A 21,160-nucleotide genomic window follows, 5' to 3' on the forward strand; every position below is an offset into this window, starting at 1 on the left:
TGCTCCAAAAATCTTGTATAAGATTTTGATCGGCGTCATTCGCCGATGTGATCCTTGTACTCATCCTCGGTCATGAACGCGTCGAGCGCGGAAGGATCCTCGACCTTGATCTTGAAGAACCAGGCCTCGCCGGTCGGGTCCTCGTTCACGAGAGCAGGGTTATCGACGAGGGCGTCGTTGACCTCCACAATCTCACCATCCAGCGGCGCGGTGATGTCGGAGGCTGCCTTGACGGATTCGATCACCACGATCTCGTCGCCTTTGGCGACCTGCGTCTCAAGCTCAGGCAGTTCCACAAAGACGACATCGCCGAGTTGTTCGGAGGCGTGGGGGGTGATTCCCACGGTGATTGTGTCGCCATCGGCCAGCAGCCATTCATGGTCTTCGGTGAATTTCATTTGGAACTCCGTTTGTAGCCATTCGGGGTAAAGGGCAGGGTGGTTTGAGTGACAGGCAGACGCTTGCCGCGCACCTCGCCCCACAGGGGGGCGTCGGGGGGCGTTGCGGCGTCGATCAGCGCAAGGGCAATCGGCGCGCCGAGCGTCGGGCCGAAACCGCCGGATGTGACGATGCCGATGGGGGTTGTGGCGTCCGGGCTGTCGAAAATCTCGACGCCGGTGCGCATGGGCGCGCGGCCTTCGGGTAATAGGCCGGCGCGGCGGCGAACCGGGCCGTTTGCAATCTGGTTCAGGATCGTATCGGCCCCGGGAAAACCGCCCGCACGGTCGCCACCAGCGCGGCGCACCTTGGTGATGGCCCAAGCCTGCCCCGCTTCGATTGGGCTTATCTCTTCGGACATCTCCTGCCCATAGAGGGGCAGCCCTGCCTCAAGCCGCAGACTGTCTCGGGCGCCAAGGCCGATGGGCTGCACGCGTTCATCGGCCAGAAGGGTGCGGGCAAAGTCTTCTGCCACTATATCAGGCACCGAAATCTCGAACCCATCCTCGCCGGTGTAACCTGACCGGCTGATCCAAAGCTCAACCCCGTTCCAATCATGGCGCTGACTGTCCATGAACCGCATATCTGCCACAGCCGGGATCAGCACCGACAATGCGCCTTCCGCCTTGGGGCCTTGCAGGGCCAAGAGCGCGCGGCCTTCAATTTCCTCCACACCGTCGATATGCGCCCGCAGATGGGCAATATCCGCATCGCGGCAGGCCGCATTGACCACCAGAAACAGCCCGTCGGGCACCCGGGCGATCATCAGATCGTCCAGAACGCCGCCTGAGGCATTGGTGAAGTACCCGTACCGCTGGCGGCCCTCGGCCAAACCAATCACATCGACGGGCACCAGCGCCTCCAACGCGGCGTCCGCTGTTGCAGGCAGCATGACCTGCCCCATGTGCGAGACGTCGAACAGGCCCGCATTTTCGCGAGTCCAGTTATGCTCGCCCATGACGCCCAGGCCATATTGCACCGGCATCGACCAGCCCGCGAAGGGCACGAACTTTGCGCCAAGCTCCTCATGCAGAGCGGCCAGCGGCAAAGCCTTCGGATTGCAAACCCCGTCCATTTTGTCCCTTCTCCGGGACGATATGCCCGGCATCACCTGCACACCGCGAACGGTGCGAAACGATGCCCCCTCTGTCCTTTGGCCTGAGATCGTTATCCCTTCGGCGGAGGGTGTGAGCCCTCACTCTCCAGAGTATGTGCGTGCCACCACAGGTCCTTTTGCCTGAGAGATTACCGGGGCGGTTGCTCCTTCGGCCCGAGGGTGCGCCAACGGCACGCCCAAGAGTCTCCCTATGGTTGCATGCGAAAGCATACATCCGGTTTGGCAAGGATCAAGAGGGATTGATAGAAGCCCTCAATTGCCCCATTGGAAGGGCATGAGCGATCCTTATTTCTTTGGCTATGGCAGCCTCGTAAACCGTCAAACCCATGCCTATCCGGACGCGGCGCAAGCGCGAGTGAAGGGCTGGCGCCGGGCCTGGCAGGGGACGCGATTGCGCGAGGTCGCGTTCCTCACGGCGGTGCCCGATTCGGAGAGTGAGATATCAGGGCTGATCGCCGCCGTACCGGGCGCGGATTGGGCGGCTTTAGATGAACGTGAGCGCGCCTATGCACGCCATCCGGTTGTACCGTTTGGCCACGGAAAACCGGTGGAGCCTTTGGTGCAAATCTACGCAGTCGAACCCACCCATGCCGATGTGGGTGAGCACCCGATCCTGTTGAGTTACCTCGACACTGTCATTCAGGGATATTTGAGCGAATTTGGCGAGGCCGGAGCGCTTAATTTCTTCGACACGACAACGGGTTGGCACCTGCCGATCGTTGATGATCGGGATGATCCAATCTATCCGCGCGCCACCGTTTTGACGATGGATGAGCGCGCCTTTGTGGACGAGAACCTGCGCCGTATTCGCTAGGAGTCCGGCCAGAAACCGGCCTCCTGCAATAGGCGCTCTGACAGGACGCGCCTTGCGTCCCGAATGGAAACCCACGTCGCGCCATTGAGGTAGAGCGCAAAGGCCAGGGGAGCCGCGTCCGTTCTTGTCAGAAAACCCACATACCACCCTTCGGCGCCGCCGCCCTCGTACCCAAATCCACCGCCGGTTTTGCCATGTAAGGTGACGTCGCCGCGTTGCTCGGTCCGTGCGGCCTCGACCAAGGCGATGCGTGCCGCGTCTGACAGGCCCAGATCGCCCCGAAGCAATGCGCTGAGGAAACCAACCTGTTCGGCAACAGAAATCTGGAGCGCGCCCGTCAGCCAGAAATCATCGCTTCCGTCCGGGACGTTTGCGTTCCCATAGGACCAATCGGAAAGCAGGTTACGATAGGTGGCATCCCCCACCTCCAACGCGATGTCGCGGAAGTACCAGACGACCGAGTCGCGGAAGGCGGTTCGCAAACTGTGGTCACGTTGCCATGTGTCTGGCCACCATCGCAGCGCCGGTCGCCGGGATTGGTCCCAAGCCCGTGTTGAGTCCAATGAGGCCTCAACCCCTGTTTCCAATGCAATCAGAAGGTTAGGGATCTTGAAGGTGGAATAGGGCGCGCGGCGGGTGTCGATGTCGCTGTCTTCCAACACCCAGTTTTGACCCGTCGCAAGATCAGTCGCCATAAAGGCCGTGCTAGCAGGAATGTCAGCCGCACGGGGCAGAACCATGGGTGATTGAGCGCGTATCGGAAGCGCCACGGATGCCCCCAAAGCGGAGGCTCCGATCAAGGTTGCGCGTCGCGTCAGGCGCGCAGTGGTCAAAGCGTCATGTGCCGCGCGCGCGCGCCCCGTTCGATGGCGGCGGCATGAAGGCGGTCGATGTCGAGGGCATGGCGCAGCTCTTCCAGAAACCGCAGTTCCGCTTGCGCAATTGCACCATCGGCGGCAGCCACGTCGCATGCCAGGGCATATGCCGTCTCGTATAGCGGTTCAGGCAGGTCCTCTTTCACAAGCCCGAACAGCGCGTCGAGGCCATCTTCCTCTTCGAACAGGTCGAAGACGATGTTCGCAATCCGTCGCATCCGGTCGGCGTCATAGCTGCCGAAGACGGGCAGGAAGTTCACGATCTGCTCGATCGACAAAAGCTCGGACGTGCGGATCGTCGCGTCAGACACCGAGATGCCGACCATCACGGCCACAAGGGAATCTTCGGGGGTGAAGGAATGATCAGTCATTTAGCGCGCTCCGTGTCCTGCCTTTGGCAACATTTATTGACGCCACCGGCGGTAAACAATAGGTGCCTGCCATCCCGCCGATTTCAGGACAGATGATATGAGCGATTTGCGTGACGTTGCGATGAATTCTAAGGCCTGGGCCTTTGAAGAGGCACGCCGCGTGCTGGAACGCTACAAGGATGGCCCGCCCGAGAAGGGTTATGTGCTGTTCGAGACGGGCTATGGGCCGTCGGGCTTGCCCCATATCGGGACGTTCGGCGAAGTGTTGCGGACTACAATGGTGCGCCGTGCGTTTGAGGTTCTGAGTGATATTCCCACGAAACTAATTTCCTTCTCGGACGATATGGACGGGATGCGGAAGGTGCCGGGTAATGTGCCGAACCAGGAGGCTTTGGCCGAGCATTTGCAAAAGCCGCTGACGTCTGTGCCCGACCCGTTTGGGACGCACGACAGCTTTGGTGAGCACAACAACGCTATGCTCCGGCGGTTCCTGGATACGTTCGGGTTCGAGTACGAATTCATAAGCGCGACCGAGTTCTACAAAACCGGCAAGTTCGACGACACGCTGAAGCGCGCGGTTGAGCGGTATGATGACATCATGAAGGTGATGCTGAAGTCCCTGCGCGAAGAACGTCAGCAGACCTATTCGATTTTCTTGCCGATCCACCCGGAAACGGGTCGGGTGATGTATGTGCCGATGAAGGAGGTCAATGCCACCGACTACACCGTCACTTTCGATGACGAAGACGGCCGCGAATGGACGCTGCCGGTGACGGGCGGCAATGTGAAGTTGCAGTGGAAGCCAGATTTCGGCGCGCGTTGGGCGGCGCTTGGCGTCGATTTCGAGATGTATGGTAAGGATCATTCGACCAACACGCCGATCTACAGTCGCATCTGCGAAATCCTGGGTCAGCCAGCACCGGTGACGTATAACTACGAGCTGTTCCTCGATGAGAACGGCCAGAAGATTTCGAAGTCATCGGGCAACGGGATCAGTATTGATGAATGGCTGTCTTATGCCTCGACCGAGAGCCTTAGCTATTTCATGTTCGGCAAGCCGAAGACGGCGAAGCGGCTGTATTTCGATGTGATCCCGAAGGCTGTGGACGAGTACCATCAGCAGCTACGGGCCTATGCGGGGCAAGATGATGCGCAACGCCTGGCCAATCCGGTGTTCCATATCCATGGGCACAATGTGCCGGCCTCCACCATGGTGGTGCCGTTTGCGATGCTTCTGAACCTGGTCAGTGTGTCGGCAGCTGAGGAGAAGGAGAAGCTATGGGGTTTCATCAACCGTTATGCGCCGGATGCGAGCCCTGAGAAGAACCCGGATCTGGATCAGGCCGCGGGCTTTGCCATTCGCTACTACAATGATTTCGTTAAACCGACGCGCACCTTCCGCGCACCGACGGATCAGGAACGCGGCGCGATGGAAGAGCTGATCGCCTGCCTTGGCGATGCGGACAAGGCGCTGGATGTGATCGCGCGTAAGAATGCGCAGGAGGGCAAGGATGCGCCCCTGCCGGAGGTCAACTGGCAGGACGATGAATTCCTGCAAAGCATCGTATTCGCGATCGGAAAGACCCACGGATTTGACCCGCTGCGCGCGTGGTTCTCTGGCCTTTATGAAGTGCTGATGGGCGCATCGCAGGGCCCGCGCTTCGGCGGGTTCATCGCGCTCTATGGCATTGATGAGACCAAGGCGCTGATCCGGGATGGATTGGTCGGCAAACTTTTGGGCTGAAACTTTTCCGGCGCGGGCTACGTGTCTTTGGGCAATGGAACCAGCTGCCCCTTTTGGGGCAGTGGAATGACATACCCAAAGGAGAAGCCCTATGCTCCGTGCCATCGCCCTTTCTGTTTTTCTCGCGCTCAGCCTTGCCGTTGTGGCCAATGCCCTCGCCCTGCGCCCGGCTCAGGCGCAAGAGGTTTTGTCGCCAAACCCGGATATTGAGGCTGTTATCGGCGGCCAGTTCGACGCTTTCCGGGCGGAGGATGTGCTAGAAGCATGGGAATTTGCGAGCCCCAATATTCAGGGCCTTTTCGGTAGCCCGGAGCGGTTTGGGACCATGGTGCGGCAAGGCTATCCGATGGTTTGGAACCCCGGCGAGGTCAATTTCATTGACCTGCAACAGCTTGGCGGATTGATCGTTCAGCGGGTCGAGGTCATCGACCAGAACGGCACTTTGCACTACCTTGGCTACGCCATGGTCGAGACGGAAAACGGCTGGCGGATCAATGGTGTGCAGGTGTTGGATGCACCGACCTTCGGGGCGTGAGGGCCTGACAAGAGAAGTTCGGCTGATGCCGTCGCCCCTCCCGCCGTCCCGCATTGCGCCCTGTGTGAACGCTCAATTTTTTGGGCCCTGTTAACACCCGCTTAACCCTTCGGGCGTAAAGATGGCGGGGCAATCCAAGGCATGTGGCTGTCCCAGTCAGCCGGTCTTGGGCCGTTTTACAGACATTGCAAACAACCGAGGTGACCGTAACAGGCGCCTCGGTTGCCCCTGTCCGGTCGATGGATGACACGCAAGGTGGGCCATGGCATGTGCCAGCCCCCGCGCGAATGAAGGGGTACGACATGAACCAGGTGATCACGGACGGCCTTATCCTGATGCCACCGCCATTTTCCGATGGCCTTGGCGTCTGGTCGCGCCAAGATGGCACGCCGGGCAGCGACACATGGGCCACTGCCCCCAACGCCGCCCTTGTCGCAGCAGACGCGGACTTCGGCGATTGCCTGGAGATCCTGAAGGCGGAGGCGACGACGCGCATCCGCTACATGTCACAAACCCCCATCATTCCCGGTACTTACTTGCGCGTTTCGGCGCGGGTGAAGGTGCTTTCGGGCAATCTGCCGGATGTGCGCATTGGCGCGTGGCCCGGCAATGCCTCAAACACTTACGTCTCGGGGCTGGAAGAGTTTGGGCCTTCCGTCGATATCTCTGCCTATGGCTCCATCGTAACTGTGACGGCCATTCTCGGCACTGGCGACCGGGGCGGGGTGGACATGGCTTGGGGCACTGGCCCGACCTACGCACATGTCGGGCTGGACCTGACCGGGCCCAACGGCGGACAGGTGCGCATTGAGTCCATTACCGTCGAGGATGTGACCTCTGCCTTCCACCGCAAGCTGATGGATTGGGTCGACATCCGCGACTACGGTGCCGTGGGTGACGGAACCACCGACGACCGCGCCGCCATTGCTGCCGCCGATGCGGCTGCGAATGGGCGCGAAGTGCTGGTGCCCGCGGGTGACTACTACATCGGCTCGAACGTCACGTTCACCAACCCTGCCCGGTTCGAGGGGCGCATTGTGGCGCCGGATACGGTCCGCGTCGCGCTGGATCAGAACTTCGATCTTGATGGCTACGCGGAGTGTTTCGGGGATGAGGTGCTGGGCCTGAAAAAGGGCCTGCAACAGCTCTTCAATCAATCCGAATTCGAGGCGTTTGATCTGTGCGGGCGCCGTATCACGCTGGATGAGCCGCTCGATATTCAAGCCATTGTCGGCAACCGAAACACCTATGCCAACCGGCGCGTCATTCGGAACGGGCAATTCGTGGCTGCATCGTCCAGCAACTGGCAGGATGAGGTGAACACGCGCTCGGGTGCCTGGTCCTCTTCCAACCCCTTTGAGATCACGGGCGTATCGAACGCCGACTCGATCCCTGTCGGCTCTCTCGTGACCGCCCCACAGGGTGTCGGGCGTGAGGTCTACGTATCGGCAACCAATGCGGCGCAAAACAAAATCACGATCTCGTCGCCGCTTTGCGCCGCACCTTCGAACCAGACCTATACGTTCACCCGGTTCAAATACATGCTGGACTTCATCGGCTGGCTGAACCTGCAACGCTTCATCATCTCGGATGTGGAGTTTCTTGGAGGTGGCCAATGCTCGGCCATCATGCTGCCGCTTGATGGATTGGTCTTCCAGATTCAGGATTGTTTCTTCACCGGCCCAAAGGATCGCGCGATCACGTCCGCCGACGAAGGCTGTCAGGGGATGCAGATCGACCGGTGCCAGTTCCTGTCGAACGAGCAGACGCTGAACGTTCCGGACCGAAAGTCGATTTGCTTCAACATCAACTCGTCCGACTGCAAGATCCGCGACAATCGCGCCAACAAGTTCCTGCATTTCGGGGTCATTTCGGGCTCGGGCAACATCATCACCGGCAACCACTTTTTCCAAGGTGATGGGATCGTCGAAGGCGTCCGCTCGCCCGGACTGGTGATTGCGGATGCGAATGCCAAGCTGACCTTCCACGGCAATTACGTCGACAATTGCTATGTGGAATGGACGAACGAAAAGGACCCGACGCCGGATTTCACGGGCGGCCTGTCGTTCCACGGCCTGTCGATTCAGGGCAACATCTTCTTCGCCACAAACACGGCGCCATGGATGCGGTTCATCGCGATCAAGCCTTTTGGCGATGATCATTTCATTAACGGCCTGTCGATCACCGGCAACCTGTTCAAGAAAACGAACGGCGCGCAGCTGGAGCAGGTCGAGGGTGTGGATGACAGTATTGCCCCGTTGGACTTGAACCGGACGGCGGATCTGCAATTCGACAGCAACACGTTCCACGGCATCGTCAAGCGGACCGAAAACCCATGCTACATTCGCGCGACGGAGAATACGGCGACCCAGACATGGGTGGTGGATATGTCGGGCTACACGCCTTTCGGTGCGCCGGTGAAATACGGTCTGTCTGTCATGCCCGATGGCCCGGTGCGCAATGGCTCTAACGTGGCCCAGTTTGAGGCGCCGTGGACCCAAGGCTTCCAAGGCACAGGCGGCACCAGCCTGCGGATCGGATGGTCGCAGCCCTTACGCGGATCGGTCTTTGTGACGGCGCGCTGCGATAACTGACGCGGCCAACTGACTGACAACATAGGGGCGGGCAAGCCCCCGGGCCACACGCTTCGGGTCCGGGGGCTTTTCCTTGTGGGCCCGTCGCGCTAGGTGGCGGCGAAAGGGAACACCATGCTGCCTGTCGAAGATGTCCAATCCTATCCGCGCCCTCCGGCGTTGGAACCTGCAGGGCAGAGGTTGCGCGCGATTTTCGCGGGACTGCCCGTTGCCGATACCGAGGCCGGCTTTCGCGTGTTGGAAACGCACCACGCGCCCACCTACTACATTCCGCCGTCAGATGTGGTGATGTCGGCGCTGGTTCCGTCCAACCGTGAGACGTTTTGCGAATGGAAGGGTAGGGCGGTCTATTTCGATCTGGTGGTCAACGGGCGGCGATCCAACAACGCAGCCTGGGCCTACCCCGCACCCACTGCTCGGTTTGATCCAATCCGCGACCATCTTGCCTTCTACGCCACCTCCCTTGACGAGGCTTTTGTTGGACAAATCAAGGTGCAACCGCAGCCCGGGGATTTCTACGGCGGATGGGTGACGCCCAACCTGACCGGCCGCATCAAGGGCGCGGTTGGAACGCTGCACTGGTGATCGGCCTTAGCTGGCGATGGTTTCCAGATAGAGGTCTGAGTTGATGTAGCGGGTCAGTTCCGTCCAGGTCTCAGGGTCCAGCAGGCTCAGCACATCGCCGCTGACGGAATAGCCGTAGCGCGCCGTTTCCCCACCGAAGAAATCGAACTCAAGATGTGCGCCGTCCGTCGTCACCACCGCGCGCTTTTCGCAATGCCACAGGCGACGTCCCTGATCACGCAGGGCCCAGATGCCCGAGATCAGCATTTCGTCGCCCGTCAGGATCGTAACGGCCTGATCATCGGTGAAATCCCATGCGTCCCCGGTGTCCTTCTCGATCCATGTTCCTATCAGACCGACGCCATGGTCCGAGGCGCGCTCAAACCGGCGCTCGCCCCACTTCATGGTGCGGCCGCCGTCTTCGAAGCACAGGGGCTCGTCCGGCTCACCAATCAGGTAGTCGCCGGTCTCCGAAATCTCGTAGGTTTGCGGCTGTCCGGGAAGAAGCCAGATGCCGACAAGACTGGGGTCGATGAAATCCTCACTCATGAAGCGAATCATGGCACGGATTTTTCGACCTGCCTACGCCGTGATGTGCGTTCAAAGTTGACGTGAGTCCCTCAGGCCACAATGTCGCCCGGCGTCAGCTTGAACGCCTTGCCGAACCCGCCATTCAAAAGCCCGCCCATGGGGGTAAATCGGGTCAGCTGGAAGTCACCGAAATCGTAGTAAAGCTGTGCCTTGGGGTAGAGCGAAAGGTAGTGTTCCTTCAGCGAGGCTTTGTCCGCGCGTTCGGAGATTGCCTGTAGTGTCAGCCGCGGATGGGTCAGCGGATCGCCCTTTGGGCCCGGCTCTCCGATCAGCAAAGAACACGCAGCGGAGGCCGCCAGCGCGTGCGTATGCGACGACAGCGTCGAGATCAGGCTAAGTGGAATGCCGTCTGACCCCGGCACCAGTGCGATCCGCGTGACCATGGGCGTGCCCGTCTCCGGGTCGGTCACGGCCAATGCGGCATAGCGGGCCTCGGCAATCAGGCTTCGGGCCAGTGCGCGGGCCTCGTCGTCTGTGGGGCGAATGGGGTCGATTTTTTTGTCAGGCATGGGGCCAGACTAGCAGCCCAACAGCCTGCATGCGAGGCCGTCAGAACGTGTGCCAAAGCGATAGGAACAGGCCCACGTTCGTGCTGCCCTCCAACGCGCCCCGCGCGCCAAGGCGCACGGTGGTGTCCGGTAGGATGTCAAACGCGAAGGACGGCGAGACGGTGACGATCATGTCCGCCCCCGGCCATTCCTCAGCCTTCAGCGAGACGATGGCGGTGGCGCGATCACTCAGCGAGAAGCCAAGCGTGCCTTCAGCCTGCCAGATCACATCTTCCAGCTCGACGTCGTAGATCAGTGCCGTATCCAGCGCGACCCAGCCGCCTTCATGGCGGATCGGGATGGGCCAGGCCCCGTCGCTTTCGCCAAAACCCCGGCCAACAGACGCGCCAAACCGGACCAATCCGTGCACCGGACCATCATCAATCCGCCGCGCGCCAAGGCCCGCATCCACTGCCCATTGCCAAGTCGCATCAGGCGGCGTCAGCGTGTAGCGCAGGAAGGCCACGCCCATCTGGCTGACCTCACCGCCGCCAAGATCGGCCCCGATGGTGAAGCTGCGCCCAAAGCCGTATTCGGCATAGAGGCTGGTGTAGGTCTCTGGCTCCCATAACCCTTCCATCAGGTGCGCGGGTTCCTCCTCTACCGAGATTTGGAGGGAGATGAACAGATCCCCCGCCTCGCGCGCCCACGGCCCGGCCATCGCGGGCGCACCCCAGAGGGTGGCCGCGGCGCAAAGACCCCAAACCGTGACGCTTGAGCAACGCATGGGGAGTTTTGGCCCGCACAGAGTTAACAAAACCCTAACGCGGCTTGCCCGGTCCGCGAGCCAGCCGTCATGTTGTTGTCACGCCACAAGAGATTCTGGGGGGAATCGCCGAAATGGCTTTGCTGCATTTCTGCATTTCAGATCAATCGCCGCCTTCGGGTGGATCCCCCTTATGCTGTTTTGTTTTTGGACTCTGATTTTGGGTGATGAGTGACTGAGTTAACCGGGTGGATCCGCGCTGCGATGGCAGATGCGGGCACAATCCAGATGAAACCGAGAGATTACGGGCTGCCCATGCGGCCTCTGACCGGTCCCTTGTCCGGGCACATCCTCACGGCCTATCGCGGTGGTCGCGATCTGGATGTGCAGGAAGCTTTGGCCCGCCGCCATGACGCCTATGTCGATTGCCTCCGCCTTGCCGGCATCCGGGTGCCAGACACGAAATTGCGCCTGATTGAAGAGGCTGGCGTTCAACGCCCCGTTATCGTGCAAACTGCCCTTCCCGAAGATGCCATGTTGCCCCGCCTCGTTCGCCAGGCCGGAACGCAAGCCGCGATTGGCCTTCTGGATCGTGTCGCTACAGACGTGGCGGAATTCTGGCGGCGCGTGGCCCAACGCCCTGAACGCATCGGGTTCCACACCCCGTTGGACCGGTTTGCCATGGACGAAGACGGGCCGATCTTTCTGGAAACCTTCCCACCGCTGATCTCCTACAACCGCGATGAGGTTGGCCAATTGATCCAACGTTTTGCGGACTCCGGGCTGATCCGGGGCCTTGGGAAAGTGCTGCCGGGTCGCATACGCGATATTCAGAACCGATGGTATACCCCAGCCGGGTCCATCACCACGCTTATTGATGGAGCCTTCAAGCTCCGCCCACAGGATGCGGACGCCATCTCAGAATGGGCCGAACGCTTTGCGAGCACGCGGCTGGAAGCACCTTGGCGTGACGATGTTAATGCTCATCTGATGCGCGCGGCTCAGCGCGAAGGTCAGGTCGCCCGCCGCTGGCCGGGCCTCGGAGGGCGCGACCGCCCCCATGCCTGAGAGTGCCACAGGTGGGGCCGACATGAAGGTCGTGCTCGTCCACCCTGAAATCCCCGGAAATACAGGCACGATCGGGCGCACTTGCGTTGCGTTGGATCTGGAATTGATCCTAATCCACCCGCTCGGTTTCGACCTGTCCGAAAAGTCGGTGCGCCGTGCAGGTCTGGATTATTGGAAACATGTGCGGCTGACCGAATATGACAGTTGGGCCGATTTCGTGACGGATCGTGCGCCGACGGAAGACCGGCTTTTCCTGTTTGAGGATGATGGGGCAGGCGGGTCGGTCTATGCGCCTGACTATCCGCCCGACGCCTATCTCGTCTTCGGGAAGGAGACCAAGGGATTGCCGCCTGAGGTTCTTGAAGGACGCGGGGACCGCACCTTCTTCCTGCCCATGACGTCGCCCCATATCCGATCCCTTAACCTCGCCAACGCCGCGACGGCTGTTATCTATCAGGCAATGCGGCGGTATCTGGAATGACCCGCACAGAGTGCTAGGGTGTCGGTGCAACAAAGGGGCAAGACGTGAGCAATACTGAAGACGCACCAAACAGCCAGGACGACGCACCGGATCTGGCAGGCGAAGTGCGCGAACTGCGCAAGGAGCTGACCTTTCTACGCGAAAGCCGGATGTTTGTGATCCACCAATCCATCCTGCGCATCCTGCTGTTCCGCTTTGCCGTAGGCATGGCGGTGGGCCTTGGAACGGTGGTCGGCGCCACGCTCTTGCTGTCTCTCGCGGTATGGGCGCTCAGCCAAATCGAATTCATTCCGATCATCGGCGAATGGTCTGCCCAAATCGCACAGCGCATCGAAGAGGCGATCAGCAACGGAAACTGACGCACTGGCATTGCGGGCGTGGGTTTGGTGCCTACATCTTTTGTAGTCCCCAAAGTCAAAGCGTAGGAGATGCCGATGCAATGCCCCGTCGATGGAACACAACTTGTGATGTCAGATCGGCAGGGGGTCGAGATCGACTATTGCCCGACCTGCCGGGGCGTCTGGCTTGATCGTGGTGAGCTCGACAAGATCATCGAACGCTCCGTGCCTGCCGCAGCACCTCAGGCGGCTCCGCGCGAGGACCATGACCGCGACTATGATCGCGGCAGGAAGAAGAAGCGGCGCGGATCCTTCCTTGACGATATCTTCGATTTTTGAGTGTTTCGGGGTGCTTGGGCGACCCGTTCGATAAGGTCAAAATACTGTGCCCCGATTTGGGACCACGCGTAGTGGTGTTGCGCCAATGTTTTCAGGCGCGGCCCCATGGCCGCGGGGGGTGACGTTTGCAGGATTTGCGCGAGGCCTTTGGCATCCGAGAAATACTCTGCTTCGTTGAAAGTGGTGTGGCGATTGAAAACGCAATCGAAGGCATAGATCGGCTTGCCCACATGCATCATCTCGACCAAGGACGGGTTGGTGCCACCTGCTGAATGCCCGTGCAGGTACAGATACGCCCGACGCCGTAAGGTTTGTAGCGTAGCGGGGGCGTATATTGGATCGAGCAGGTACAGGTCCGGATGGTGCACATACCTGGCCCGCAGCTCACGTCCGTAGCGGCTGTTGTCCCAATTTCCGACGCAGATCAGGGGCATTCTGGACCTCACACATGCCTGCAAGATCATCTCGATATTGTTCTCGGGCTCAATCCGGCAAACGGCCAGCGCATAGTCCTGCGGCAGACCTTTCGGCAATGGCGCGTCCGCGACGTTGACCGCCTGATCCCCACCATAGGTCAAAATATCGGCCCGCCGCCCGTAGCGCTTCCACAGGTCTTCAGCGACAGCCGGGTTGTCGGCTATGATCGCGTCGGCATGGCGCACTGCCAGCCCCTCACATAGCTTTAGAAACCGCCGCACGGGGGGAGACCATTTCTGTCGCCGCCATTCCTGACCATCCACATGCACGATGATCCGCATGTTCCCTTGGCCGAGAATTGGCAAGGCCAGCGCACCGGACACGCCAAGCATCAGCGCCACATCCGCACCGGCTTGTTTCGCCTGTATCAGGCTTGCGATGTCATACGGCACGCTGGCCGCGCCATTGGCATGAAGGGGCAGGTAGGAAAGTTCGGCACCCTCAAAGTGCGACGGGTGCGCCTCAAAAGCAGGCGCGCTGCACGCAACTGACAATCGCTCAGACCGCCCGGCAGAGGCATGGTAACGCACCAACTGTTCGGCCAACGTCTCAAAGCCGCCATAGCAAGCCGGCACACCGACCGTACCAAGGATGGCAATATGCTTCTGCTGGGTGGGCACCCCGGCGCCTCCGTCTCTCCGACCAACAGCAATTAAGCCGATCTTTATGAATAAGAGGTTGAATGCGTCTGCGCCGGATCGAAGTCCGGGTTCAGTGCCTTGGGGGCAGACATGACATTGGTTCCGGACTTTGATCGCCACACGGTGGTGCGTCATCCTTCATCGCGGACGCTACGCACCGGCGGCTCACCTCTGTTCTGGCGCTGCAAGGCAGTCGCGGACATTCTGGGTGCAGTCATGATGCTGCCACTAGTAGCTGTTCTGGCCGGGCTCCTCTTGCTGCTGAACCCTGTGTTCAACCCCGGCCCGCTCCTCTTCCAACAGGCTCGGATGGGCCGAAATGGCCAAATCTTCCACGCCATCAAATTCCGAACAATGCGCGCGATCGGGCCTCAACGCGGGCCGTTAGACCCAGTGGAATATGCGCGGGTCTCACGCCTCGGCCGCCTTCTGCGCCGCACGGGGTTGGACGAACTTCCCCAAGCCATCAACATCCTGCGCGGTGAGATGAGCTTGATTGGCCCACGCCCAGATTGCGCGGTGCACGCGCAAACTTACTTGCAAGACGTCCCCGAATATCGCGCACGCCTAACCGTTAAGCCTGGTATAAGCGGTTATGCGCAAATCACCCTTGGATATGCGGTTGGGATTGAGGCCACACGCGCCAAGGTGCGCGCGGATCTCGACTATATCGCGCGTGCCAATTTCGCTCTGGATCTGTGGATCACGTGGCGCACCATTCTATCCATCCTGCTCGCACGCGGCGATTAGGCGGTAATGAATGTGACCTCGCCCTCCGGGTCGATCCGTGCGGCTGTCAAATTGCCCCCATAAACCGCGCCTGTATCGCAAGCGATGCGCCCGTCCTGCGCGAATGGGGCCTCAAATGGCTGGTGACCAAACGCGACCCATTGCCCGTCGGACCGCTCCACCTTCAGGAAATCGCCATTGCCCCACAGCAACGATTTCGATGGCTGCGCATCCATCGGAACCACCGGGTCAGCGCCAGCATGAACCACCCACAGCGTGCCCGACGACCAACTCAGCGGGAGCGCACCCATCCAATCGACAAGATCGGATCCCATCGCTTCCATCAGATCCCCTGCAGCATCAAGCAAGCCGCCGGTGTTGCGTGTATCCGTGGTCAACCCGTTGCCCACGCCAAAGCTTGCCATTGTCTGCAACCCACCATAACGCAGCCACCGTTTGGCCGGCCCGGTCGGGTCAGCCAAAAAATCCAGTGCCATGCGTTCATGGTTTCCCATCAGCCCGTAAAGCTGGTCGGGATGGGCAGACGTGATCTGCGAAACGAATGCCAAAACCTCGGCATTACCCTCCCCACGGTCGATGTAATCGCCCACAAAAACGACCTTCCCAGGCCCCGTCCGGGCCATGTCATCGTCGACCTGCTCCAACAGAGCTTCCAGTTTGTCGACGCACCCATGCACATCGCCAATCACATAAACCAAACCCTCAGGTGCCGGAGCCTGCCACCGCGCCATGATTCGTCCTTCCCCACTCGTCGACCCCCTGCCTAACCCGTGCGTGACCGCTTTGCATCTGCCCAGAGTTTTTTCGCCGAAACCGCCTGCACCCTCGGCACTCGCTTTCGGATGCGGCTAAAATGCCGGAAACACCGAGTCGTTGGTGGGCCCGCTGCGGGCTGAAGGGGGTAATATGAACGTATCGTTGCGAAGTGTCGTTGCGGGGATTGCCATGCTGTCGCTGGCGGCATGTGGATCGGCCTATATCTCGTCCGATATTTCCGCGGCTGCCGGTGCGGATGGTGTGCAGGTTGTTGAACTGTCCCCCGCTACAATCGCGCATGCGAACCGCAGCCCATACACGCCACAAAGCCTGCCGCTCGCCTTTTCGCGTATTGCCGGCGGCGGTGGCGGACCACGTGGGGCAGAACGTTTGCCTGATCCCGTGTTCGATCCGCAATCGCGCCCCGGCGCGCTTGAAGTCCGTGTTCCACCCAGCGTGAACCCCGGCCCTTATCAAATTGGCGTTGGCGACGTGTTGCTGTTTGCCACACCGCGCGGCGAGTCCACGGCCGAAGAACTGGCCGGCTTGGTGGCGGCCCAAAACCAGCGCCAAGGCTATACGGTGCAAGACAATGGCGATATCGCCATTCCGGATGTGGGGCGCATCATGGTGGCTGGCCTGACCCTGGCCCAAGCCGAAGATGCGGTGTTTGAGCGCCTGCTTGAGGCGCGTATCGACCCCTCGTTCAGCCTTGAAGTGGCCGAGTTCAACTCCCAGCGCGTTTCCGTCGGCGGCGCAGTTCGCAACCCTGGCGTTGTGCCGGTTGGCATGACGCCGGTCTACCTTGATCAGGTTCTCGCCTCGGTTGGGGGCCTATCCCTCGACGCGGACGATTTTGCCGTCATTCGTATTTATCGCGACGGCACGCTCTACCAAATCCCGACCTCTGAGCTCTATTCCGATCAAGGTCTGCAGCGTTTGCGCCTTCAGGACGGAGACAGCTTGTTTGTCGACACCGCCTACGATTTTGAGCAGGCCCAAGCATACTTCGAGGAAGTCATCGCACGCGCCGAATTCAACCGGGCTGCTCGGGCCGACGCAATCAACCAGCTTGCGACCGAGGTTTCGATCCGCCGCGGCGCGTTGGAGGAAAGCCGCCAGAACTTCCGCGACCGGCTGGAGCTTGGGGCAGAGGGTCAGGAATACGTCTATATTGCCGGCGAAGTCGGGGAACCCGGACGCTTTGCCTTGCCTTTCGAAAACCGCGCCGTCTTGGCCGATGCCCTGTTCGACGCTGGCGGGTGGAGTGAAAGCACCGGCAACCCGTCGCAGATCTATCTACTGCGGGCCCAAGACAGCTCGGCCTATGTGAGCGCTGTGACGGCTTATCGCCTCGACGGATCGAACGCCGCCAACCTTGTTATGGCGACCCGCATGGAACTGCGGCCCGGTGACGTGATTTTTGTGGCGGAGCAGCCGGTAACGCGATGGAACCGCGTTATCGAACAGATCACCCCGTCGATCATCGGCCTAGGTGCAAATGCAGTGAACTGACATGCGGGCGGGGCTTCTTTTAAGCCCTGCCTGCGCAGCTATGCAGCCAGTAGTGGATAGTGTTTCGGCGTAGAGACAGCTTTTTCTTCACGCCTCTGTCTTACTCAAGCGCCAATGAAAAACCCGCGCGGATCTCTCCGAGCGGGTTTTGTTTTGATCTCATTACTTCCCGAAGGAAGCACCGATTAGTTTGTGCCGTCGCTCTCATCGCCGGATGCGATGATGGCGATTGCAACTGCCGCTGCAGCCACACCGACGATCGCTTCACACGGGATGCCGCTGTTCACAACATCGCACGAGGATTGGGATCCGACAGTCACCTCAAGATCGGTCTCAGGTGTGACCACAGGCTCGATGCCTTGTGCGAATGCCGATGTTGACAGGCCGACGATTGCGGCGATGGAAAGCATAATATTCTTCATGGGTTCCTCCATATGCCGGCGACAGAATGCCCCCACCGGCTGAAAACTTCCCAATAACGTTACCCCCGCGTGACGTGGGGATCAACGTTTGAACTTCGTTGGCGGGCGTTTATGGCGTCAAATCGCTACTTTTCCCACCTTAAGTCGCGTTTTCGGGCAACTGAGAATGCCAGACGAATGGGGCATTGTGGGGGTTAGAGGAGGGTGCAAACCAGATGGGCCGACTCGGGTAATGCGGCGTAAGCGACACCGGTGACATCTGCGCGCCCGGTTGCGCGGCTCCTCCTTACAATTGCATCTTCGAGCGCCGCGTCGCTCAAAAAAGGGCGCAAGGCCTCCAGATCGACCATCGATCGACAGATGGAGGCAGGCTGCAACGCCATATCGCCGATCTCGGCCGGTCCGTGCGGGACGAGCCCGATATGCGTATCGGACGGATGGGCGTGCAGCATGGCCTCCGACAATTCTGAACGCGCAGCGAGCAGCCTTTGTTCAGCGGATCGCAAAGGCATAGTGCTGGACTCCGCCAAACGACGTTCCTTAGCCAGCGCCTCCTGCATTTGCGCCAGATGCTCAAGCGCGCCTCGGGCCTCATCCTGTGTCAGGTGAGGGGAAGCTGAAAGGGTCTCTGCGCGGCGGACGTACCTATCGGCGCGACCCAAGAGCGCTTCGGGAGTGGTTTTGCGGGTGGGACTGGGGGACATGTCATTCGGCATGGATCAAACTCTGGCCCGGGTCAGGTTAACAATCAGTTACGGGATTGCCTTAAACTGACGGTGTTTCACCGCAGGCTCTGAACGCCTCAACTGCAGGTGCGGCGCCTTCAAGTGACATTGCTGCGACCGCTAGTCCGGTGAACCCAGTTGCCCCTTCATTGAATTGCAGCCCGTCGAGGACATTGCCGAAACCACGGTCTGATACCGTGATCGAACGCCTATCCTCGGACAATTCATGCGCATCGGTCATGATCATGTTGGGTTGCGGGCCGTAGAAGGCCATGCCGAACCGGCTTTCCTCGGGCCAGGGCTCCGGGGTTGTGAGGGTGATGGTGTAGAGCGGGCCGGACGGGTCGAACGTAAGTCGCACGTCGATGCCGTCTTCGGCGTGGGTCAGGGTACAGAGGGTGCCCTCAACGCCAGCCTCCCATGCCAAGGACGGTGTGGCGGCAAGCAACAGGGCGGCGGTCAGGACGATTTTCATGGAGCAGAAGATAGCGAGGATTGCGCCGCCGGCCAGTGGGAAGGCTTGCGGCGTAGGGCTGCCTGCGCGAGGGTTGAGGGATGACACGCGACGAATTCAATGCCTTTTGCGGCAGCATGAAAGCCACGTCCCATGTGGTTCAGTGGGGCAATGCGGATGTGTGGAAGGTTGGCGGCAAGGTCTTTGCGCTGTGTGGTTGGAACGACGGCGAAGACGCGTTCACGTTCAAGGTGGGCGATGTGGCGTTCGAGGTGCTGCCGGAACAACCCGGCATTCGGCCCGCGCCGTATCTGGCATCGCGGGGGATGAAGTGGGTTCAGGTCTATGAGGCTGGCGCGATGTCGGAGGCCTCGCTGAGGGAGCATATCGAGGCGAGCTACGATATGGCGGTGGGCAAGCTGACCAAGAAGCTGCGGGCCGAGTTGGGAGTGTGAGGGTGTGCAAGGTTGCACAAAGGGGTCAAGCATCTGAAAAGTATACACAATGACGTTTTTCTTAAGTCTTTTTTGACGGAATCTGCGCTAACAGAGCGCCGCTGAGGGTCAGCCATTACCCCGCCACGCTGGCCCACCGGAGCATGCCCATGGAGCCCCTTTCTGACAGTACCGTTCTCACCCTTTCCGGCCTCTGCATGGTTGGGCTACTGCTTGTCTTGCTACTCCGCCGACGCAGGCCCCGGGGTCGTCCTGTGGTCATCGACGGCTCGAACGTCATGCACTGGAACGGTGAGGTCGCAAGCCTGACCACCGTGAAAGAAGTCATCGCGCGGTTGCAGGCTGAGGGCTATGCGCCCGGCATTATCTTTGACGCGAATGCGGGCTATAAGCTGGCCGATCACTATCTCGACGACCGGCACTTTGCCAAACTGCTGAACCTCCCCACAGATCGCGTGCTTGTGGTGCCGAAGGGGCAACCAGCGGACCCGACGATCTTGGCTGCCGCGCGGGATATGGGAGGACAGGTTGTTACAAATGACCGGTTCCGCGATTGGGCGGAGCAGTTCCCCGAGGTGCGGGAGACGGGGCATTTGATGCGGGGCGGCTACCGGGATGGTGTGCTTTGGCTTGAGGGGGCGTGAGCCGGCCGCGGCCCGGCTTAGCCTTCGCATAAAGCTCTACCGCCGTTATCGCACGATCCGCACTTGTTCGAAGGTGTGGCCATAGGCGCTGAGCGGGCCTGTGACTTCGATGATCTCGCCGGGGCGCAAGTCGCGGACCAATGTACCCGAGACATTGCACACACTCACGGACGCATCAGGTGCATTTGTTGGGACCAGTGTGGCGCATCCGCGTGAGCGCCTTGAAGTGGAAATGCGTTCGACCTCATAGGTCAGCGTAGCCAGCGAAGTATCGACGACATAGTGAGCCGTGGAGGGAACGCCGTACCAAACGGCACCAAAATACACCGCAATTGCCATCGGAATACCAACGGCAAAGCGCACAACCGGATGGGGCGGCCTGCTGTCCGGGCGCATGAAATTGCGGACGGGTGCCCGGAAAATGCTGCCCAGAAGCATCGGAAGGATGACCACCACAAACACAACGGCAGATCCGGCAATCCAGTTACTTTGGCCAAACGCGTTCCAATCTGGCAGGCTGGCGGTCCGGCTGAACTTCATGCCGTATAGCGTGGCGATCAAGAGCGCCATGAACGGCAGCATCAACAGGACATCCAGAAAATCAGTCTTGCGCCATGCGATTGCATTTGGACCCGGATGAGCCGGTTGTTGCATCGCAGCCTCTGACTGGACTGCATACATGCGGCGGCTTTGTTCTGCCGCTGCTTGGATCGCCCGTTGCTCCATCCTCAACGCGTGCTCACGCCGCGGCTCGCGCCAGGCCAGCCCAAAGGGCGCAACCAGAAGGAGGTAGCCAAGGCAGAGCAGACCCGCTGCAGCCGCAATGACATAGGTGGTGAGCGGCGGTGCATCGAGCATTCGGGACAGCAGATATTGGTCACGCAGCCCGAAGACGGCAACGATCACCCACGCCAGTGCAACGATGACGATCAGGAACCTGAGGAGGCCCGGGCGCGTGATCCTGACGAACTTGTCGTGGACATTGGGCAACAGGAATAGAAGCGAAAGGATCACGAGGAAAGACGAAATCCCGATTGCGAAATTGGTCTCAACCGGCAGGCCAGAGAACTTCACTTGAGTGAAGCAATAGACGATCCACGGCATCGCGGCGACAAGTCCGACAATGCCGATAATGCGCGCGAAGATATCGCTGACGAAAAGGTCCCACTTCATGGAATTGGCCCTTAATTTACCCGTT

The 21,160-nt window shown here is 60.2% G+C and carries 26 protein-coding genes and 1 riboswitch; of the genes, 13 read left to right on the plus strand and 13 right to left on the minus strand.

Features of this window, described 5'->3' with window-relative positions; all coding sequences use genetic code 11:
- Window positions 1-35 precede the first annotated feature (35 nt).
- Both gcvH and gcvT read right to left on the minus strand, forming a co-directional pair.
- Window positions 36-398, minus strand: a complete 363-nt coding sequence (gene gcvH, locus V8J81_RS01175; protein ID WP_368473923.1) for a glycine cleavage system protein GcvH — start codon at window positions 396-398, stop codon at window positions 36-38.
- Window positions 395-1,513: a glycine cleavage system aminomethyltransferase GcvT gene (gene gcvT / locus V8J81_RS01180; RefSeq protein ID WP_368473924.1), complete on the minus strand. Its 1,119-nt coding sequence runs from the start codon at window positions 1,511-1,513 to the stop codon at window positions 395-397. The genes gcvH and gcvT overlap by 4 nt, the downstream gene beginning before the upstream one ends.
- 140 nt (window positions 1,514-1,653) lie before the next feature.
- Window positions 1,654-1,755, minus strand: a riboswitch (glycine riboswitch).
- Between the two features lie 74 nt (window positions 1,756-1,829).
- Here gcvT and V8J81_RS01185 point away from each other — a divergent pair.
- Window positions 1,830-2,369 carry a gamma-glutamylcyclotransferase family protein gene (locus V8J81_RS01185; protein WP_368473925.1) on the plus strand — a complete coding sequence of 180 codons (540 nt, stop codon included), beginning with the start codon at window positions 1,830-1,832 and terminating at the stop codon, window positions 2,367-2,369.
- On the opposite strand, the gene V8J81_RS01190 is transcribed toward V8J81_RS01185, so the two are convergent.
- Window positions 2,366-3,064, minus strand: coding sequence for a penicillin-binding transpeptidase domain-containing protein (locus tag V8J81_RS01190; RefSeq protein ID WP_368473926.1), 699 nt, complete (start codon window positions 3,062-3,064; stop codon window positions 2,366-2,368). The two genes, V8J81_RS01185 and V8J81_RS01190, sit on opposite strands and share 4 nt — an antisense overlap.
- A gap of 134 nt (window positions 3,065-3,198) precedes the next feature.
- Window positions 3,199-3,615, minus strand: a complete 417-nt coding sequence (locus V8J81_RS01195) for a tellurite resistance TerB family protein (protein ID WP_368473927.1) — start codon at window positions 3,613-3,615, stop codon at window positions 3,199-3,201.
- Window positions 3,616-3,712: 97 nt separating this feature from the next.
- On the opposite strand from V8J81_RS01195, the gene V8J81_RS01200 reads away from it, so the two are divergent.
- The 4 genes from V8J81_RS01200 (at window position 3,713) to V8J81_RS01215 (ending at window position 9,073) form a co-directional block, all read left to right on the plus strand.
- Window positions 3,713-5,359 (plus strand): lysine--tRNA ligase, encoded by a 1,647-nt coding sequence (locus tag V8J81_RS01200; RefSeq protein WP_368473928.1) that lies wholly within the window; start codon window positions 3,713-3,715, stop codon window positions 5,357-5,359.
- Window positions 5,360-5,450: 91 nt separating this feature from the next.
- Complete coding sequence (locus V8J81_RS01205) at window positions 5,451-5,894, plus strand: DUF4864 domain-containing protein (RefSeq protein WP_368473929.1); 444 nt, start codon at window positions 5,451-5,453, stop codon at window positions 5,892-5,894.
- A 200-nt stretch (window positions 5,895-6,094) separates the two neighbouring features.
- Window positions 6,095-8,488, plus strand: a complete 2,394-nt coding sequence (locus tag V8J81_RS01210) for a glycosyl hydrolase family 28-related protein (RefSeq protein ID WP_368473930.1) — start codon at window positions 6,095-6,097, stop codon at window positions 8,486-8,488.
- A 114-nt stretch (window positions 8,489-8,602) separates the two neighbouring features.
- Window positions 8,603-9,073, plus strand: a complete 471-nt coding sequence (locus V8J81_RS01215; protein WP_368473931.1) for a DUF427 domain-containing protein — start codon at window positions 8,603-8,605, stop codon at window positions 9,071-9,073.
- A 6-nt stretch (window positions 9,074-9,079) separates the two neighbouring features.
- Here the strand turns inward: V8J81_RS01215 and V8J81_RS01220 are convergent, their stop codons facing one another.
- The 3 genes from V8J81_RS01220 to V8J81_RS01230 all read right to left on the minus strand — a co-directional run bounded on the left by V8J81_RS01220 (window position 9,080) and on the right by V8J81_RS01230 (window position 10,918).
- The gene (locus V8J81_RS01220) at window positions 9,080-9,601 is read right to left on the minus strand and encodes a hypothetical protein (protein ID WP_368473932.1); all 522 of its coding nucleotides are present in this window, start codon (window positions 9,599-9,601) and stop codon (window positions 9,080-9,082) included.
- 71 nt (window positions 9,602-9,672) lie between these two features.
- Entirely contained in the window at window positions 9,673-10,152 is a 480-nt protein-coding gene (locus V8J81_RS01225; RefSeq protein ID WP_368473933.1) for a pyridoxamine 5'-phosphate oxidase family protein, read from the minus strand.
- Between the two features lie 40 nt (window positions 10,153-10,192).
- On the minus strand, window positions 10,193-10,918 hold the full coding sequence (locus tag V8J81_RS01230; RefSeq protein WP_368473934.1) for a hypothetical protein: 726 nt from the start codon (window positions 10,916-10,918) through the stop codon (window positions 10,193-10,195).
- A 210-nt stretch (window positions 10,919-11,128) separates the two neighbouring features.
- Between V8J81_RS01230 and V8J81_RS01235 the strand changes: the two genes are divergently transcribed.
- The 4 genes from V8J81_RS01235 (at window position 11,129) to V8J81_RS01250 (ending at window position 13,123) form a co-directional block, all read left to right on the plus strand.
- Window positions 11,129-11,965 (plus strand): DUF6206 family protein, encoded by an 837-nt coding sequence (locus V8J81_RS01235; RefSeq protein WP_368473935.1) that lies wholly within the window; start codon window positions 11,129-11,131, stop codon window positions 11,963-11,965.
- Window positions 11,958-12,446, plus strand: a complete 489-nt coding sequence (locus tag V8J81_RS01240) for a tRNA (cytidine(34)-2'-O)-methyltransferase (RefSeq protein WP_368473936.1) — start codon at window positions 11,958-11,960, stop codon at window positions 12,444-12,446. The genes V8J81_RS01235 and V8J81_RS01240 overlap by 8 nt, the downstream gene beginning before the upstream one ends.
- Before the next feature lie 44 nt (window positions 12,447-12,490).
- Window positions 12,491-12,805, plus strand: a complete 315-nt coding sequence (locus V8J81_RS01245) for a DUF5665 domain-containing protein (protein ID WP_368473937.1) — start codon at window positions 12,491-12,493, stop codon at window positions 12,803-12,805.
- A gap of 75 nt (window positions 12,806-12,880) precedes the next feature.
- Window positions 12,881-13,123, plus strand: a complete 243-nt coding sequence (locus V8J81_RS01250) for a TFIIB-type zinc ribbon-containing protein (RefSeq protein WP_368473938.1) — start codon at window positions 12,881-12,883, stop codon at window positions 13,121-13,123.
- On the opposite strand, the gene V8J81_RS01255 is transcribed toward V8J81_RS01250, so the two are convergent.
- The gene (locus V8J81_RS01255; RefSeq protein ID WP_368473939.1) at window positions 13,060-14,220 is read right to left on the minus strand and encodes a DUF1972 domain-containing protein; all 1,161 of its coding nucleotides are present in this window, start codon (window positions 14,218-14,220) and stop codon (window positions 13,060-13,062) included. The genes V8J81_RS01250 and V8J81_RS01255 overlap by 64 nt on opposite strands.
- Before the next feature lie 111 nt (window positions 14,221-14,331).
- Between V8J81_RS01255 and V8J81_RS01260 the strand changes: the two genes are divergently transcribed.
- The gene (locus tag V8J81_RS01260; RefSeq protein WP_368473940.1) at window positions 14,332-14,991 is read left to right on the plus strand and encodes a sugar transferase; all 660 of its coding nucleotides are present in this window, start codon (window positions 14,332-14,334) and stop codon (window positions 14,989-14,991) included.
- Here the strand turns inward: V8J81_RS01260 and V8J81_RS01265 are convergent.
- The gene (locus V8J81_RS01265; RefSeq protein WP_368473941.1) at window positions 14,988-15,722 is read right to left on the minus strand and encodes a metallophosphoesterase; all 735 of its coding nucleotides are present in this window, start codon (window positions 15,720-15,722) and stop codon (window positions 14,988-14,990) included. The genes V8J81_RS01260 and V8J81_RS01265 overlap by 4 nt on opposite strands.
- Before the next feature lie 175 nt (window positions 15,723-15,897).
- On the opposite strand from V8J81_RS01265, the gene V8J81_RS01270 reads away from it, so the two are divergent.
- On the plus strand, window positions 15,898-17,262 hold the full coding sequence (locus tag V8J81_RS01270) for a polysaccharide biosynthesis/export family protein (RefSeq protein WP_368473942.1): 1,365 nt from the start codon (window positions 15,898-15,900) through the stop codon (window positions 17,260-17,262).
- A gap of 185 nt (window positions 17,263-17,447) precedes the next feature.
- On the opposite strand, the gene V8J81_RS01275 is transcribed toward V8J81_RS01270, so the two are convergent.
- From V8J81_RS01275 to V8J81_RS01285, 3 genes are all read right to left on the minus strand, one after another.
- Window positions 17,448-17,684 (minus strand): hypothetical protein, encoded by a 237-nt coding sequence (locus tag V8J81_RS01275; RefSeq protein ID WP_368473943.1) that lies wholly within the window; start codon window positions 17,682-17,684, stop codon window positions 17,448-17,450.
- Between the two features lie 194 nt (window positions 17,685-17,878).
- Window positions 17,879-18,388: a hypothetical protein gene (locus V8J81_RS01280; protein ID WP_368473944.1), complete on the minus strand. Its 510-nt coding sequence runs from the start codon at window positions 18,386-18,388 to the stop codon at window positions 17,879-17,881.
- A 61-nt stretch (window positions 18,389-18,449) separates the two neighbouring features.
- A complete protein-coding gene (locus tag V8J81_RS01285) occupies window positions 18,450-18,884 on the minus strand; it encodes a hypothetical protein (protein ID WP_368473945.1) in 435 nt (144 codons plus the stop codon).
- An 80-nt stretch (window positions 18,885-18,964) separates the two neighbouring features.
- Here V8J81_RS01285 and V8J81_RS01290 point away from each other — a divergent pair, with 80 nt between their 5' ends.
- Both V8J81_RS01290 and V8J81_RS01295 read left to right on the plus strand, forming a co-directional pair.
- Window positions 18,965-19,318 carry an MmcQ/YjbR family DNA-binding protein gene (locus tag V8J81_RS01290; RefSeq protein ID WP_368473946.1) on the plus strand — a complete coding sequence of 118 codons (354 nt, stop codon included), beginning with the start codon at window positions 18,965-18,967 and terminating at the stop codon, window positions 19,316-19,318.
- 149 nt (window positions 19,319-19,467) lie between these two features.
- A complete protein-coding gene (locus V8J81_RS01295) occupies window positions 19,468-19,962 on the plus strand; it encodes an NYN domain-containing protein (RefSeq protein ID WP_368473947.1) in 495 nt (164 codons plus the stop codon).
- A 45-nt stretch (window positions 19,963-20,007) separates the two neighbouring features.
- Here the strand turns inward: V8J81_RS01295 and V8J81_RS01300 are convergent, their stop codons facing one another.
- Window positions 20,008-21,135 (minus strand): hypothetical protein, encoded by a 1,128-nt coding sequence (locus V8J81_RS01300; RefSeq protein ID WP_368473948.1) that lies wholly within the window; start codon window positions 21,133-21,135, stop codon window positions 20,008-20,010.
- Window positions 21,136-21,160: the final 25 nt, after the last annotated feature.

This window comes from Gymnodinialimonas sp. 202GB13-11, from assembly GCF_040932485.1.
Taxonomy (GTDB): Bacteria; Pseudomonadota; Alphaproteobacteria; order Rhodobacterales; family Rhodobacteraceae; genus Gymnodinialimonas; species Gymnodinialimonas hymeniacidonis.

What these genes read in the sequence shown, in the direction of transcription:
- gcvH (WP_368473923.1), bottom strand. Translation starts at nt 398, where the DNA reads ATGAAATTCACCGAAGACCATGAATGGCTGCTGGCCGATGGCGACACA.
- gcvT (WP_368473924.1), bottom strand. Translation starts at nt 1,513, where the DNA reads ATGGACGGGGTTTGCAATCCGAAGGCTTTGCCGCTGGCCGCTCTGCAT.
- V8J81_RS01185 (WP_368473925.1), top strand. Translation starts at nt 1,830, where the DNA reads ATGAGCGATCCTTATTTCTTTGGCTATGGCAGCCTCGTAAACCGTCAA.
- V8J81_RS01190 (WP_368473926.1), bottom strand. Translation starts at nt 3,064, where the DNA reads ATGGCGACTGATCTTGCGACGGGTCAAAACTGGGTGTTGGAAGACAGC.
- V8J81_RS01195 (WP_368473927.1), bottom strand. Translation starts at nt 3,615, where the DNA reads ATGACTGATCATTCCTTCACCCCCGAAGATTCCCTTGTGGCCGTGATG.
- V8J81_RS01200 (WP_368473928.1), top strand. Translation starts at nt 3,713, where the DNA reads ATGAGCGATTTGCGTGACGTTGCGATGAATTCTAAGGCCTGGGCCTTT.
- V8J81_RS01205 (WP_368473929.1), top strand. Translation starts at nt 5,451, where the DNA reads ATGCTCCGTGCCATCGCCCTTTCTGTTTTTCTCGCGCTCAGCCTTGCC.
- V8J81_RS01215 (WP_368473931.1), top strand. Translation starts at nt 8,603, where the DNA reads ATGCTGCCTGTCGAAGATGTCCAATCCTATCCGCGCCCTCCGGCGTTG.
- V8J81_RS01220 (WP_368473932.1), bottom strand. Translation starts at nt 9,601, where the DNA reads ATGAGTGAGGATTTCATCGACCCCAGTCTTGTCGGCATCTGGCTTCTT.
- V8J81_RS01225 (WP_368473933.1), bottom strand. Translation starts at nt 10,152, where the DNA reads ATGCCTGACAAAAAAATCGACCCCATTCGCCCCACAGACGACGAGGCC.
- V8J81_RS01230 (WP_368473934.1), bottom strand. Translation starts at nt 10,918, where the DNA reads ATGCGTTGCTCAAGCGTCACGGTTTGGGGTCTTTGCGCCGCGGCCACC.
- V8J81_RS01240 (WP_368473936.1), top strand. Translation starts at nt 11,958, where the DNA reads ATGCCTGAGAGTGCCACAGGTGGGGCCGACATGAAGGTCGTGCTCGTC.
- V8J81_RS01250 (WP_368473938.1), top strand. Translation starts at nt 12,881, where the DNA reads ATGCAATGCCCCGTCGATGGAACACAACTTGTGATGTCAGATCGGCAG.
- V8J81_RS01260 (WP_368473940.1), top strand. Translation starts at nt 14,332, where the DNA reads ATGACATTGGTTCCGGACTTTGATCGCCACACGGTGGTGCGTCATCCT.
- V8J81_RS01265 (WP_368473941.1), bottom strand. Translation starts at nt 15,722, where the DNA reads ATGGCGCGGTGGCAGGCTCCGGCACCTGAGGGTTTGGTTTATGTGATT.
- V8J81_RS01270 (WP_368473942.1), top strand. Translation starts at nt 15,898, where the DNA reads ATGAACGTATCGTTGCGAAGTGTCGTTGCGGGGATTGCCATGCTGTCG.
- V8J81_RS01275 (WP_368473943.1), bottom strand. Translation starts at nt 17,684, where the DNA reads ATGAAGAATATTATGCTTTCCATCGCCGCAATCGTCGGCCTGTCAACA.
- V8J81_RS01280 (WP_368473944.1), bottom strand. Translation starts at nt 18,388, where the DNA reads ATGTCCCCCAGTCCCACCCGCAAAACCACTCCCGAAGCGCTCTTGGGT.
- V8J81_RS01285 (WP_368473945.1), bottom strand. Translation starts at nt 18,884, where the DNA reads ATGAAAATCGTCCTGACCGCCGCCCTGTTGCTTGCCGCCACACCGTCC.
- V8J81_RS01290 (WP_368473946.1), top strand. Translation starts at nt 18,965, where the DNA reads ATGACACGCGACGAATTCAATGCCTTTTGCGGCAGCATGAAAGCCACG.
- V8J81_RS01295 (WP_368473947.1), top strand. Translation starts at nt 19,468, where the DNA reads ATGGAGCCCCTTTCTGACAGTACCGTTCTCACCCTTTCCGGCCTCTGC.
- V8J81_RS01300 (WP_368473948.1), bottom strand. Translation starts at nt 21,135, where the DNA reads ATGAAGTGGGACCTTTTCGTCAGCGATATCTTCGCGCGCATTATCGGC.